9 protein-coding genes are annotated in these 15,332 nt (G+C 34.9%); all 9 read right to left on the bottom strand.

The window, feature by feature from the left end; all coding sequences use genetic code 11:
• Positions 1-49 precede the first annotated feature (49 nt).
• Positions 50-2,275 carry a glycoside hydrolase family 3 N-terminal domain-containing protein gene (locus LNP81_RS08660; RefSeq protein ID WP_230035043.1) on the bottom strand — a complete coding sequence of 742 codons (2,226 nt, stop codon included), beginning with the start codon at positions 2,273-2,275 and terminating at the stop codon, positions 50-52.
• Positions 2,276-2,364: 89 nt separating this feature from the next.
• Complete coding sequence (locus LNP81_RS08655) at positions 2,365-3,786, bottom strand: glycoside hydrolase family 30 protein (RefSeq protein WP_230035041.1); 1,422 nt, start codon at positions 3,784-3,786, stop codon at positions 2,365-2,367.
• 2 nt (positions 3,787-3,788) lie between these two features.
• Positions 3,789-4,628 carry an endonuclease/exonuclease/phosphatase family protein gene (locus tag LNP81_RS08650; protein WP_230035039.1) on the bottom strand — a complete coding sequence of 280 codons (840 nt, stop codon included), beginning with the start codon at positions 4,626-4,628 and terminating at the stop codon, positions 3,789-3,791.
• Between the two features lie 199 nt (positions 4,629-4,827).
• Positions 4,828-6,297: a glycoside hydrolase family 30 protein gene (locus LNP81_RS08645; protein ID WP_230035037.1), complete on the bottom strand. Its 1,470-nt coding sequence runs from the start codon at positions 6,295-6,297 to the stop codon at positions 4,828-4,830.
• A gap of 22 nt (positions 6,298-6,319) precedes the next feature.
• The gene (locus tag LNP81_RS08640) at positions 6,320-7,789 is read right to left on the bottom strand and encodes a glycoside hydrolase family 30 protein (protein ID WP_230035035.1); all 1,470 of its coding nucleotides are present in this window, start codon (positions 7,787-7,789) and stop codon (positions 6,320-6,322) included.
• An 89-nt stretch (positions 7,790-7,878) separates the two neighbouring features.
• Positions 7,879-9,333, bottom strand: a complete 1,455-nt coding sequence (locus LNP81_RS08635; protein ID WP_230035033.1) for a glycoside hydrolase family 30 protein — start codon at positions 9,331-9,333, stop codon at positions 7,879-7,881.
• A 149-nt stretch (positions 9,334-9,482) separates the two neighbouring features.
• Positions 9,483-10,376: a hypothetical protein gene (locus LNP81_RS08630; protein ID WP_230035031.1), complete on the bottom strand. Its 894-nt coding sequence runs from the start codon at positions 10,374-10,376 to the stop codon at positions 9,483-9,485.
• Positions 10,377-10,387: 11 nt separating this feature from the next.
• Entirely contained in the window at positions 10,388-11,908 is a 1,521-nt protein-coding gene (locus LNP81_RS08625; RefSeq protein WP_230035030.1) for a RagB/SusD family nutrient uptake outer membrane protein, read from the bottom strand.
• 15 nt (positions 11,909-11,923) lie between these two features.
• Positions 11,924-15,085, bottom strand: a complete 3,162-nt coding sequence (locus LNP81_RS08620; RefSeq protein ID WP_230035029.1) for a SusC/RagA family TonB-linked outer membrane protein — start codon at positions 15,083-15,085, stop codon at positions 11,924-11,926.
• Positions 15,086-15,332 lie beyond the last annotated feature (247 nt).

Genomic DNA, 15,332 nt, shown 5'->3' with positions numbered 1-15,332 from the left:
ATAAAAACGGGCTTCAAATGAAGCCCGTTTTTATTTATAGATGAATTTCTTAAAGCAATTCAAAATTAGATTTTAGTTTGATATCTGCTGATGAAGCTCCAATCATTACTTCAAAATCTCCTGCTTCTGCAATAAATTCTAATTTATCATTATAGAAAGAAAGTTTCTCTTTGTCGATTGTAAATTCTATTGTTTTAGATTCCCCTGCATTTAATTTTACTTTTTGAAAATCTCTTAATTCTAAAATTGGTCTCACCACTGAGCCAAATTTATCTTTTAGATACAATTGTACTACTTCTTCTCCAGATACTTTTCCAACATTCGATAATTGAAAAGAAACTTTAATGGTTTCATTATTTTTCATTTTAGTCGAAGATAATTTCAAATCAGAATAATTGAATTTAGTATAACTCAAACCATATCCAAAAGGAAATTTAGGAGAGTTTTTAAGATCGATATAGGCTGAAACATAATTTTTTGAATCTTCGTCTTTTGCCGGTCTTCCTGTGCTATAGTGATTATAGTAAATTGGAATCTGCCCTACTTCTCTCGGGAAAGTCATTGGCAATTTTCCAGACGGATTATAATCTCCAAATAAAACATTCGCAATTGCGTTTCCTGCTTCTGTACCTAACCACCATGTGTATACAATTGCCGGAACGTTATCTGCAGTCCAATTAAAAATTAATGGTCTTCCTGCATTTACCAAAACTACAACTGGTTTTCCGGTAGCCTGAATCGCTTTTACTAAATCTTCCTGAACACCTGGTAAATGAATATCGCTTCGGCTTTTTGCTTCACCGCTCATATCGCGTTTTTCTCCTATACTTAAAATAACGACATCGGCTTGTTTGGCAGTGGCAACAGCTTCGGCAAAACCGTCTTTGTTGTCTCCGTCAACTTCACAACCTTTTGCGTAAAGCAACTTGGTATTTTTACCTACTTTATTTTGTAAACCGTCCCATTGCGAAACGATCCATTTATTGTAATCAACTTCAGGTAATTCTACAGACCAGAATCCCATGTTTTCTTTGTATTCTTTTACCATTGGCCCTATGAAAGCGATTGTTTTCAGGTTTTTAGAAAGTGGTAAAGTTTCGTTTTCATTTTTTAATAAAACAATACTTTTTTGTGCTACATCAAGAGCAGCTTTTCTGTGTTCCGGATTGTTCAACGCTTTATCGGCTCTTTTTTGATCTGAATATTTGTAAGGATCTTCAAATAATCCTAATTCGAATTTCTTGCGAAGAATTCTCTTTACAGCATCATCGATTAATTCAACAGGCACTTTTCCTTCTTTAACCAAATCAGCCAAATGATACCTGTAAGCATTACTTTCCATATCCATATCGCTTCCGGCTGTAATCGCAGAAAGTGCTGCTGCTTTAAGATCTTTAGAATATCCGTGTGCTACCATTTCTCCAATCGAGCCCCAGTCTGAAACTACGAATCCCTGAAAATTCCATTTTCCTTTTAAGATATCGCGTTGCAAATGTGCATTTCCTGTAGCAGGAATTCCGTTTAAGTCATTGAATGAATTCATAAAAGTTGCCGCACCTGCATCAAGAGCTGCTTTGAATGGCGGTAAATACGTTTCCCACAACATTCTTTCGCTCATATCTACTGAGTTGTAATCTCTTCCGCCAACAGCTGCTCCGTAAGCCGCAAAGTGTTTTACACAAGCCATAACCGAGTTTAAATCTCCCAGTTTATTTCCCTGAAAACCTTTTACTCTTGCATAAGCGATTTTAGATCCCAGGTACGTATCTTCTCCGGCACCTTCCATGACACGTCCCCAACGAGGATCACGGCTAATATCGACCATTGGTGCAAATGTCCAGTGGATTCCGCTTGCTGCAGCTTCTGTAGCAGCAACTCTTGCCGCCAGTTCAATTGCTGTTAAGTCCCAACTTGCAGCCTCGGCTAACGGAATTGGGAAAGTAGTTTTGTAACCGTGAATAACGTCCTGACCAAATAACAACGGAATTTTAAGACGTGATTGCATTGCCAGTTCCTGATATTGTCTGGTATATTTTGTACCCACAATATTTAGCATAGAACCTACAATACCTGCTTTTATCTCAGCTTGTTTGTTAGGATTAATAGTAATTGGTCCCGTTGCAGAATTATCCCCTGTATACTGATTAAGCTGACCAATTTTTTCTTCGATGGTCATTTTTTTCAATAGAGCATTAACTTTCTGATCTATTGTTTCTTGTTGTGCCATCGCAAAAACCGATACCATCAACAAGGCAAATGTGGTTAATTTTTTCATACTAATTTAATATATGCTTTTTAATGGAATCGCCATTCTTTATTCCTTTTTTATTTGGAGTCATGGCGATTTCATGAATTTAATTTTGATTACCAAACGTAAGTAGCCACAGCACCTGCGTTTAAGGTAGTTGAAATTTGTTTGTTATTGTATTTTATATTGAATGTTTCTGTTGTAGCTCCATCATTTTCTACAATTAAAACCGTTTGTCCTGATGGAGTTTTAAAAGCTACATTGTATAAATTTCCGGCAATATTACTTCCAATTCTTACTGATCCTTCAGGAACAAATTTTGATGCGTGACCAATAATATAATACCCTACTTCTCTTTTTATATTCTGAGCCTGATCGATCATCAGCGCTCCTTTACAAGTCGAACATCCGCCTGGAGTAAAAGGTTTGTAATACTCGTCATTTGCCAATCCCCATGATAGTGCATTTACACTCCAGTTACGCATAGAACCAATTACAACATTTTTTACACTCCATTTCAAATCAGATTCGAAACTACTTTTTGACCCTGTATATTGTTCGGTAAAATACAAATCTTTGTTTGGATATGCATCATGAACTGTAGATAATGCGCTGATATCTCCTTCGTATAAGTGAAATGCAGAACCGGCTACAAAAGGATTCGCTTTTGCATCTTTTAAAATCGTTAAAGGATATTCCGGTTTGTTGCAATTGTGATCGTAAATCACGATTTTGGTTTTGATTTTAGCTTTCGCGAAAGCGGGACCTAAATGATTCCCAATAAAATCTGCCTGTTGTTCTGCAAGCATTAATAAACTTGGGTTATTTCCCGGGTGCAATGGTTCGTTTTGAGGTGTAATCGCATCAATAACAATTCCGTGCGATTTCATTGCCTGAATATATTTTACAAAATATTCGGCATAAACCTGATAATATTTAGGCTGTAAACTTCCGCCTTTCGAGCTTCCGTTGTCTTTCATCCAAACCGGAGGTGACCACGGAGAACCCATAATTTTTATTTGAGGATTGATGGCTAAAATTTCTTTTAATAAAGGCACAACATCATTTAAATCAGGACCAAGATTAAATTTTTCCAGTTTTAAATCTGTTTCACCTTCCGGTAAATCATCATACGAAAAAACTTTTTCATTCAAATCAGAAGCTCCTATACTAATACGAAGATAACTCAACCCAATTGCATCTTCTTTTCTGGAAAACAATTCCTGAAGCAAAGCTTCTTTTTTTGCTTTATCCAGTTTTAAAATAGCCTGAGCACTTCCGCCTGTCAAAGAAAATCCAAAACCTTCGATGGTTTGAAATTTTTGAGAAGGATTTACTTCAATAGTTTGGTTTGAATTCGTTTCTGTATTAAAAACCAAATCATTTTGCTTTTGAAGTTTTAAAGACTCATCGGTTGTAGTGATCCACGATTCTGCTTTATTAGAAGTGGCTGAATTTTTTGAAGTTCCGCATTTTATCTGAACTGCAATAAGAGGCAGCAAAAGTAAAATTTGGAGTTTTTTGTTGATGTTTTTCATTTTTAATCTATTTCTATTAAGACAGGTAAATGATCCGAGGGATATTTTAAATCTTTAGAATCACTTAAAACTGCGTGTTTTTGAATTTTTAATCCACTGTTTTTTGAAACAAAAATATAATCGAGTAATAATGTTACCGGTTCGTTGTGTTTGAAATCGTTAAACGTTCCTGATGGTCCAAATGGTTTTTCTTTTGAAACATCTTTTGTATCATCCATTACTTTTTTAATTTCTGCAATTTGTTTTGTATCCGGTTCTGAATTGAAATCTCCCATTAAAAAAGCCGGGTATTTCTTTGTATTCAATTCGCTTATTTTTTTCAAAGCAAGCTGTACTCCTTTTATTCTTGCTTCTTCGCCCATGTGGTCCAGATGAAGATTAAAAACCCAAAATGTTTTTTTAGTTTTTAAATCTTTAAAAAGTCCATAGGTGCAAACTCTGTTACAAGCTGCATCCCAACCTCTTGAAACTACATTTGGAGTTTCTGATAACCAGAATGTATTAGACTGCTCTACTTTAAAGCGATCTTTTTTATAATAAATCGTACATGCCTCGCCTGTTCCTCCTTCTTCTCGCCCTACTCCAAATTTGTTATAATTTGGCAAAACCAATGCAATATCTGTTACCTGATTTGGTGTTGCTTCCTGAACTCCAAAAACATCCGGGCTATAAAATTGAATTTGCGAAGCAAAATAATCTTTTCGATTTGGCCATGCATTTTCTCCATCAGAAGCAACATCTAAACGGATGTTGTAGGTCATGATTTTTAAATTTTGACCATAAAATGATCCGCTTACAAAAAGTAGGAATACTACTAAAATAATTTTGTTTATCTTTTTCATCTTTAAAAAAATTTAGTCGGTAAAGCTAATGTTTCTCTAGCCTTAAAGAAAAAAACTTATTTAAAAGTTATGTTAATAATATAGCTGCAAATAGTTAATATTAAATATATCATCGTTGTTTGCTTAAAATATTTTTATTTTAAAATTCTTACAAAAAATTTTCCTTTTCTGTTTCCGGATAAACCTTTTGGGGTTTAAATTATTTCCAGGTATAAGTGGCTACAGATCCAGCTTGCAAAGAAGTAGTCACCCATTTATTGTCGAACTTGATATTAAATATTTCTGCTCCCGACCCATCATTTTCAACAATTAAAACTTTAGAACCTGAGGGCGTAATAAATGCTACATTTTGTAAATTTCCGCTAATATTACTTGCAATTCGTATTGATCCCGCCGGAACAAATTTAGAGGCATGTGCAATAATATAATAAGCTACATTACGCTGAAAAGATTCACTTGATGTTACTGTCAACGCTCCTTTGCAAGTACTACAACCGCCTGTTGTGTGAGGTCCAAAATCTCCGTTATTGGCCAAATTCCACTCTAGCGCATTCCTGCTCCAGTTGCGCATTGAACCAATAATTACATTTTTAAGATGCCATTTTAAATCACCTCCAAAATCTCCTGTTGAAGAAGTCCATTGTTCTGTGAAATAAATATTTTTATCCGGATATGCATTATACACATTTGAAAGTGCACTGATATCTCCGGCATATAAATGAAAAGCTGAACCATCAACAAAAGGGTTTGCTGCCGGATCTGCTAAAATTGTTTTTGGGTACTCTGGCTTATCACAATTATGATCGTATGCAATAATTTTTGCGGTAATATTCGCTGCTTTAAATGCTGGGCCTAAGTTATTTTTAATGAAATTGGTTTGCTCTAATGCTGACATTTCCATACTTGGATTATTTCCGCCGTGAAGGGGTTCGTTTTGAGGCGTTACGGCATCAATAACAATTCCTTCAGCTTTCATTTGCTGAATGTATTTTACAAAATATTTTGCGTAAACATCATAATATTGAGTTTGCAATCTTCCGCCAATAAAACTGTCTTTATCTTTCATCCAAAGTGGAGCTGACCAAGGCGTTGCTAAAATTAAGATCTTAGGATTAATGACTAATATCTCTTTCACTAGAGCAATTACTGTTTTATCTTTATCTAAACTAAATTTTGCAAGATCTAAATCGCTACTTCCTGTTGCAAGATCATCATAAGTAAAAGGAGATGCGCTAAGATCAGAAGCTCCAATACTGATCCTGATGTAGTTTACTCCTATTGAATTTTCTCCAGAACCAAAAAGTTCCTGCAAAAGTGCGCTTTTCTTTGTTGCTGTTAATTGATTGATTACATCAACACTTCCGCCGGTTAAAGTGTATCCAAAACCATCTACAGTTTGATACTTTTGAGATGCATTAACTTCAATATTTGCATAAGAGTTACTAGTTGTACCAAATCCTAAAACTCCGGTTTGTTTTGCTAATAGTGCACTTTGGTCTCCTTTTGTAAGCCAGAAATCAACATCGTTTGTTACCACTACCGGAGGATTTACTACCGGAGGATTTACCACTGGGTCGACAACATCACTCGATGAAGAGCATTTTGCCTGAGCAAATACGATCATCGCAAAAAACATTATTTTCGGGATGTTTTTAAAATTTAGTTTCATTTTTATAGTTTTAGTTGGGCAGCTAGTTTAATACAATTGTTTGTAAAGCATGTGCCGGGATAGTTATAGTGTTTTGCAAATCGTGGTTTTTTAGGGTATAAACAATCTCCTTATCTGATTGGTTCATGACAACTGTAATTACTTTGCCATCAGAATTTTTAAATGAAGTGCTTATTAAATTTTTGTCGCTTATTGTTTGAATTACTCTTTTTGCACCGGGACGAATAAATTTTGAGAAATGCCCAATATAATAATACATTGGTGTGTAGATTAACTCATCTTTTGTGGTATCGGCATGAATGGGTGCAAAACAAAAATTACCAACATGGTTTGGTCCTCCTTTTTGGTCTAAAAGAATGTTCCAGTCTGTCCAGGCAACGGTTCCGTTATTAAAATCGTTGATCATATTAAGGCCGTATCTTTCTGCATTTCCCCAGAACTGAAATTTAGTCGCATCAAATTTTTCGATACAGCCTTCTGTAAATATTAGATTTTTGTCAGGAAAAGCTTTGTGAACTTCGGCAACTGATTCAAATTTTGGTGTACCGCCGTTCCAGGTTTCGTACCAGTGAAATCCAATTCCCCAGGCATATTTCGATACTTCAGGATCAGAGAAAACAAGATTGGCTCTTGTGGTTAGCATATCACCACGATTATGATCCCAAATGATCACTTTTTTAGTACCAAGTCCTTCTTTTTCTAAAGTGGGTCCAAGAAAATTTTTCAGGAAATCTCTTTCTGCTTCGGGAGTATAAATACACGATTCCCAACGTTGTTTTGCCATTGGCTCGTTCTGGATCGTTAATCCCCAAACCGGAATTCCTTCTTTTTCATAAGCTTTTATAAACTTAGCATAATAATTTGCCCATGATTGTGCAAATTCAGGCAATAAAACGCCGCCGTGCAAAATGTCATTATTGTCTTTCATAAAAGCTGGGGGACTCCATGGGCTAACAAATAAAGTTAATTTCCCGCCGGCTGTTTCAATTGCTTTTTTAATGAGTGGAATTCTGTATTTTCTATCGTGATCGATATTGAAGGTTTTGAGTTCTTTGTCACCTTCCTGGACATAAGTATAACTGTCGCTGCTAAAATCGCAACTGTGAATGTTTGTTCTGGCAAGGGAATACCCTATTCCTTTATTCTTATCGTAGTAAGCGCTAAGAAATTCTTGTTGTTTTTTTGGTGATAGTTTGGCAAAAACCTCCGCACTTGCATCAGTTATAGCGCCACCAATTCCCAAAAAAGTCTGGTCTGTTTTATCAGGATCTAATTGTATAGAAACTGTTGAATTTGTTTGTTGTGAAGTTGGTTTTGAAATTAAATTATTAGATAATGATAATCTCAAATTTGTATTTTCGGCAGTAGTATAAACCTCTATTTTTTTATTTTTTTTGGATGTATGAGCATTTTGTCCAACAACGTTTGATGAAGAACAAATTAATTGTAGAACTGCTATTGGAACTATTAAAATTCTATTGATGATTTTCATAGTATTTTCAAAAAAAGATTTAATTTAAAATTAAAAATTGAGGGCTAATTTGGATGATTCAAATTAACCCTCTTTCTACTAACAAAACATTAATACACAAGCGTTTGTATTGCATGTGCAGGAATTTTAACTACTGCTTGTTCATCTCCTATAATCAATTTATAGTCCAATGCTTTATCTGTTTGGTTCATGACAACTGTGACCATTGTACCATCAGCATTCAAAAATGATGTACTTAACAAAGCACTTCTGCTTACTGCAGAACTTACTCTTTTTGCATTTAGGCGAATGAATTTTGAAAAATGCCCAATATAATAATATGACGGAGTGTAAATTAACTCTCCTGTTCTTGTATCAGCATGAATTGGCGCAAAGCAAAAATTACCCACATGGTTTGGTCCGCCGTTTTGATCTAAAAGAATGTTCCAGTCTGTCCATCCGGCAGTTCCATTATTAAAATCATTAATCATAGAGATTCCGTATCTTTCTCCGTTACCCCAAAATTGATATTTTGCAGCATCAAATTTTTCGACACAACCTTCTGTAAACATTAAACCTTTGTCAGGATATGCTTCGTTTACTTTTGCAACGTTATCAAACATTGATGCTCCTCCAGACCAGTTTTCGTACCAGTGAAATCCCATTCCCCAAACATATTTTGAAGCTTCCGGATCAGAGTAAATTACGTTTGCTCTGTAATTCATTAAATCACGATTATGATCCCAGGCGATGATTTTTACATTGCCCAGTTTCTCTTTTTTTAATGTTGGTCCAAGGAAGTTTTTTATAAAATCTCTTTCGTTTTCTGCTGTATAAATACAAGATTCCCAAGTTTGAACCGCCATTGGTTCATTTTGAGTAGAAGTACCCCAAATTGGAATTCCTTCTTTTTCATAAGCTTTTATAAATTTGGCATAAAAGTTTGCCCAGGTTTGATAATATTCCGGTAGTAATGATCCTCCTTTTAGAACATTTCCGTTACTTTTCATAAAAGCATTTGGAGACCAAGGTGCCACATACGTCATTAATTTACCGCCTGCAGTCTGGATGGCTTGCTTAATCAACGGAATACGAAATTGTCTGTCGTGATCAATAGTAAACGTTTTTAAATCTTTATCTCCTTCTTCGATATAAGAATAGCTTCCACTGCTAAAATCAGAACTTTGTATCGTGGTTCTTAGCAATGAATAGCCTATACCTTTTTGTTTGTCGTAGTAGGCGTTTAAAAATTCTGTTTGTTTTTCTTTTGAAAGTTTAGCAAATATTTCGGCACTCGCATCTGTAATAGCTCCTCCAATCCCTATAAAAGTCTGAAACTTCTTTGCAGGTTCTACAAAAACAGAGCTCTCTATTTCCAGAGGTTGCTTAGCTGCTGTAAAAGTGAGATGATCTGTAGATGTTAATCTTAAATTTGAATTTTCGGCTGTGGTATAAACCGTGATCTTTTTTCCATTGGTTGTAAACTCTTTTTTTGTTTTGGGTTGTTGGGCAAAAGCCGCTAACGAAAACAAAAAACATAGCGCTTTTAAACTATTTTTTTTCATTCTTTTCTAATTTTTTAAATTCTAAATTGAAACTCTTTGGTGAACTCTTCTTCACTAAAAAACTTTCTGGCAGCTTACGGATTTAAAAAATAGCCCATACTCATATTGATTATGGGCTATTTACAACCAAACTTAAACTTAACTTAAACTTATTTTCCTCTAAACTCTACTTCTGTAATTTTGATTCCGGTTGGAGTAAATTTATTACCACCGCTTTTAATTACTAAATAGACTTTACCACTTTCTGTAAATTTCACAACATTACTTACCTGATCGTCTGTAGCACTGTTTTTTACACATCCTACAGCTGATAGTTTTCCATCAAATGCTTCTTTTCCACAACCATCTTCAGAGCTTAACCCCATAACTTTGTTGTCTGTATAGTCAACTCCAGAAGTTGGAACTGTTTTTCCTGCATATACTTCAAACCAAAAATCTGCAGATCCGCTTGTTGCAGATACAACCATATCGATTATATATTCTTTATCTTTTACAACATCTATTTCCTGATAGATTGCTTCCTGATTCGAAGTATCTCCGCTTACATTTATAGTTGCAAATCCAGGAGTAAATGTCCATGAAGCTAATCCATTAGTATTAAGGTGTAAGTTTGTCCATTGCGCCTGATCAGCAGCATTTAAGAAGCTTGTTCCTTTTACTAAATTTCCTCTGTCAGGATCATTTGCAGCAACAATAATTTCTTTTGTTGCAGTATTAGTTTTTCCACCACTTCCTACAGCGGTATGTATTACTGCATATGTTCCTTTATCTGGTAAAAAAACCTCCAGCTCCATTTTTCCGTAAAACTCAGCTTTACCTACTTTCCAGTAAGAGTTCAGCACATCTTTTGTCCCGGATACTAATAAATAGGTATTATTTTTTCCTGCTACAGGAGTAATTGTAAATGAAGGATCGACATTTGCGTTTTCTAATCCGTTGCCTTCACCAGCTGTATCAGGTTCACAACTTACTATTATCGAACCTAATGCTGCCATAGCGACCATTAGGTATATGCTCTTTTTAAAAATTATATTTAAACTCATATGATTTTTATTTAATTGTTATAATTAGGGTTTTGAACAATTTTAGTGTTTTCTAATTCTTTGAAAGGAATTGGCCAAATTTCATTTTTACCTGCCTGGAAACCTTTAGATGCCAATGCAGCAGCAGCTTTACCTGTTCTTACTAAATCGAACCAACGGTGTCCTTCTCCAGCTAATTCTTTTCTTCTTTCTAATGCAATTGCATCCAAAGAAACCGGAATTGATCCTAAACCTACACGTGCTCTTACAGCATCAAATAATGCTTGTGCTCTTGATCCTGTACCGCCTAATGCTTCAGCTTCCATTAAATAAGTATCTGCCAAACGAATTGCGTACACATCTTGCTTATAATTTAAAGCTGTTGCTCCACTTCCTGTAGAAGTATCTGAGTTTAAAGGCATGAATTTTTTAAGGAAATATCCTGTATCATCATAGTTAGGTGCCCATTTTGCTTGTCCAGCTGCTTTCAATGCTTTCATATCAAGAATAGTAGCATCAAAACGAGGATCTCCTTTTAGAACATCATACAAACTTTGTCTTACGGTATTAAAACTCCATCCCGAAACATAATCCGGTGCAGTTGAACCATTAGTTCTATTGTATCCTCTAGGTCCTACCATGATACAAACAGAGTTTCCTTCATCTTTTCCATTACCCCAAAAATCCCAATTGGCATTACTTTTATCCGTGTGAACGATTTCAATAATAGCTTCTGAGTTAAATTTGTTACTTACTTTCCATAAATCAGCAAAATTAGCTACCAATTTATATCCGTACATACTTGTACCACCTGGAGTACCATTTACATCAGCAAATTGTGCTGCTGATAATGCGTTTTTTCCTTCGTATAAATACACTTTTCCTAGCAATGCTTTTGCTGCTCCCTGAGATAAACGACCAGCTTCGTCTGTCATATTTGTAATTATAACAGGTAAGCCCGGAATCGCTTCTTGCAAATCTTTTTCAACTTGTGCATATACCGCTTCTGGAGTCGACTGAACTACATTAAAAGTCTCTGAAGTTTTAATTGGCTGCAAGATTAACGGTATATTTCTGAAAGTACGAAGTAATTCAAAATAATAGTAAGCACGTAATGCTTTGGTTTCAGCTGTAAATCTTACTTTCTTAGCTTCATCCATAGGTACTGCCGGCAATTTTTCAAGCAATACGTTTGCTCTAAAAATTCCCTGATAAAAATCTCCCCAAAAACTACCTGGAATTGTAGACTGGCTAAGCGAATAATCAGCAAATGCGTGTATTCCCGCACCATCTGTAGCACCACCACCAGCTGCATTAAAATCATCTGAACCTGCGTTCATCATACAGATCATATTTTCAAAACCTTTAGACTGTTTACCAATTATATCATAAACAGCTACCAATCCTGCATAAGCCTGGCTTTCATTCTGGTAATAGTTGGACTCTAGTGAAGTTCCTTTCGGTTCTACGGTCAAAAAATCCTCACTGCACGAAAGGGCAGTAAATAGTGCTCCGCAAACAACAAGTGAATATTTTATATTTTTTAGTTTCATGATTCTTGTTTTTTATTAAAATTGTAAATTAACTCCCAACATGAAAGTTCTAGCCTGAGGATAAATACCTCTGTCTATACCCATTACATTTCCTGTGTTACTACTCGCTCCAATTTCAGGATCATATCCGGTATATTTAGTAAAAGTGAATAAATTCTCTCCTGTTAAATACACTCTTGTTTTATCTAAACCTATTTGACTAATTGTTTTAGTTGGCAATGAATATCCAAGCTGAATTGTTTTAATTCTTACGTAATCTCCTTTTTCAAGATAGAAATCAGAAGGATTATTAAAGTTTTTGTTTGTATCATCAGATGTTAATCTTGGATAAGTATTAGATGTACCTTCTCCTGTCCAGCGGCCTAAAGCTTTAGTCTGGTAGTTAGAGTTATCGATATCTAATCTACGTAACCCCTGGAAGATTTTGTTTCCTGCCGCTCCCTGAGTAAAAATCATTAAATCGAAGTTTTTGTAATCTAAATTAACTGTAAATCCAAAAGTATATTTTGGTATTGGGCTACCAAGATATGTTCTGTCATCTGAATTAATCTGACCATCTCCATTTATGTCTGTCCAACGGAAATCTCCTGGTTTAGCACCTGGCTGGATTAATCCTCCTGAAGCATTTTTATAAGCGTTGATTTCATTTTGATTTTGGAAAATACCTGCAGTTTTAAATCCGTAGAAAGATCCATAAGGTTGTCCTACTTGCGTTCTTGTAATGTCATAAGTCATTGCTTTAAATTGTTCTCCTGTTGAAAGGAAATTAACGCCGCGTCCTAAAAACGTTACTTCGTTTTTCAAATAAGATACGTTTCCGCTTAAACCAATGTTTACTTGTCCTAATTTTTTGCGCCATCCTAATTCTAAATCGATACCTTTATTTTGCATATCAGCAACGTTTCCGGTAGGATTTCCTGAACCAACATAACCTGGCAATACGATTTCTTGTAGAATTCCTGTAGTTTTCTTAACGTACCAGTCAAAAGATAAATTGAAATCAGAAAAAATAGTTGCATCAAAACCAATATTGGTTTGGCTTGTTTCTTCCCATTTTAAATCTGGATTTGAAGGTGCATTAGGGCTATTACCAATAGTTACAGATCCAGACGTACCAATTGTATAGTTACGACCGTCTCCAACAGTTGCCAAATATTTGAAATCTCCAATATTATCATTACCAGTTACACCGTAACCTCCTCTGAACTTTAATTGGTTTACTACTTTATTCTCAATCCAAAATGCTTCTTTTGAAGGTACCCATCCTAATGAGAACGAAGGGAATGTCCCGTATTTATTGTTTGATCCAAATCTTGAAGATCCATCTCTACGAATAATACCTGTTAATAAGTATTTTTCTTTAAAATCATAAGTCAATCTTGAGAATAATGAAGTTACTCTGTGCTCATTTCCTGTAGTTGCTGTAGCATTTATTTGATCTTTTGGAAGGTCAAAATTAAAAGATGCATCTTTATAACTGTCCACTGGCAAATTAGTATAAGTAATTGTAGTACCACTATTTCTATTGTCTACATACGCTCCCTGACCTACTAAAACGCTAAAATTATGATCACCTATACTTTTTGTATAAGAAGCAACATTTTCAATATTCCATCCAAAACCTTGGTTTGTATTTCTTGAAAGATTGTTTAATTGTGTAATATTTGTTGAGTTTAAATAAGCAACCGGTGTGAAGTTTTCAAAACCCCAATATGCTAATTTACCTCCTACAGTAGTTCTGAATTTTAGTCCTTTTATTGGCTCAATTTCTAAGTAAGCATTTCCAACGAAGTTATCTGCCCAGTTGTAATTTCCTAATCTTGTTTGTGTATAAGCTAATGGATTAGACATTTCCTGAGTCACAATAGTCGAAACTCCATAAGGATTACCGTTAGCATCTCTTAAAATTCCTTTACCACGACCATCAATACCTACTGAATAAGGTGGATTTGAAGCCATATTAGCATCGGTCACAATAGCAGGAGTAATTGGATCTAAGTTGATTGCAGAACTTAATGGTCCTCCAAATTCGCTGTTTGTATTTCCTAATCCTACTGTTTTCTCTCTCGAAAAACCTAAAGTCTGACCAAAAGTCATCCACTTAGTTATTTTATGAGTAGAGTTTAAACGAATGTTTTTTCTGTTGTAATGAGAAATATCTGTTGTCACAATACCTTCCTGATCCAAAAGACCGAAAGACACATAAAAAGTAGATACATCATTTCCTCCTGATAAACTTAATTCTTGACCAATACGTGCTGCACTGTCATTGAAAATCTCTGATTGCCAATTTGTACCTGTTCCATATGAACTTGGGGTATTAAACGGCAATGCGAAAGTATCTGTTGCATTTTTCTTAACATATCCGTTTGCATACTTTTCATTTTGTAAAGCTGCATATTGAGTTGCATTTAAAAGATCTAATTTTCTTGCCGGGCCAGAAAAACCAGTATAACCATTATAGCTCACGCTCATTTTACCTGATTTTCCTTTTTTGGTAGTAACAATAATTACCCCTGCTGCTGCTCTTGCACCATAAATCGCTTGAGAAGCGGCATCTTTTAACACCTCCATAGATGCGATATCAGACTGGTTTAAGTAACCTATTCCTCCTGCATCAACCACTACACCATCTACTACCCATAACGGATCATTGTTTCCTAATGTAGTTATACCACGCACACGAATGGTGGATGAAGCTCCTGGTTGCCCTGAACTTGCTGCAACTGTAACTCCAGAAACCCTTCCTTGCAATGTTTGCTCAATTCTTGTTATTGGTAAGTTTTCGATATCCTGAGCTCTTACCTTAGAAATAGCTCCTGTAACAACCGTTTTCTTTTGAGTACCATATCCAACAACAACAACCTCATTTAGTGATTGTGATTCCGGTTTTAATTGAATCGACAATTTTGTTCTTCCGTTTATAGCTTCAGTAACTGTAGCATAACCTATAAAAGTAACCGTCAAAACACCATTTGAAGGAACTTGCAGTTGGAATTTTCCATCAAAATCGGATGCAGTTGACTTTGTAGTACCTTTTAATAGGATTGTTGCACCTGGAACTGGCATTCCACTTTCATCATTTATTATTCCACTTACTGTGACATCCTGGGCCACAGCTATAACCGAGAATAACAAAGACGAAACACAAAAAATAAGTAATTTTGTTAATTTCATTTTTCTAAAAATTTTGGTTAATTAATTAGTAATTTGATGCAATAATAATGTTAATTTTTTACTATCAGCAACTAAATTTCACTACAAAAACACATCAAACTAAATTTTAATACATTACAAAAACACATCATTTTTAATTTAACATATTGATTTACAAATATTTAATAATTAATTTTATGATGTTATCAAAATGTTAATTATAAAAATAAACACTACACTAATATAAGAATGCTTATTTTTATAAAAA

The sequence above is a fragment of the Flavobacterium piscisymbiosum genome (genome assembly GCF_020905295.1).
Taxonomy (GTDB): domain Bacteria; phylum Bacteroidota; class Bacteroidia; order Flavobacteriales; family Flavobacteriaceae; genus Flavobacterium; species Flavobacterium piscisymbiosum.
This window is presented reverse-complemented; position numbering and strand designations above follow the sequence as displayed.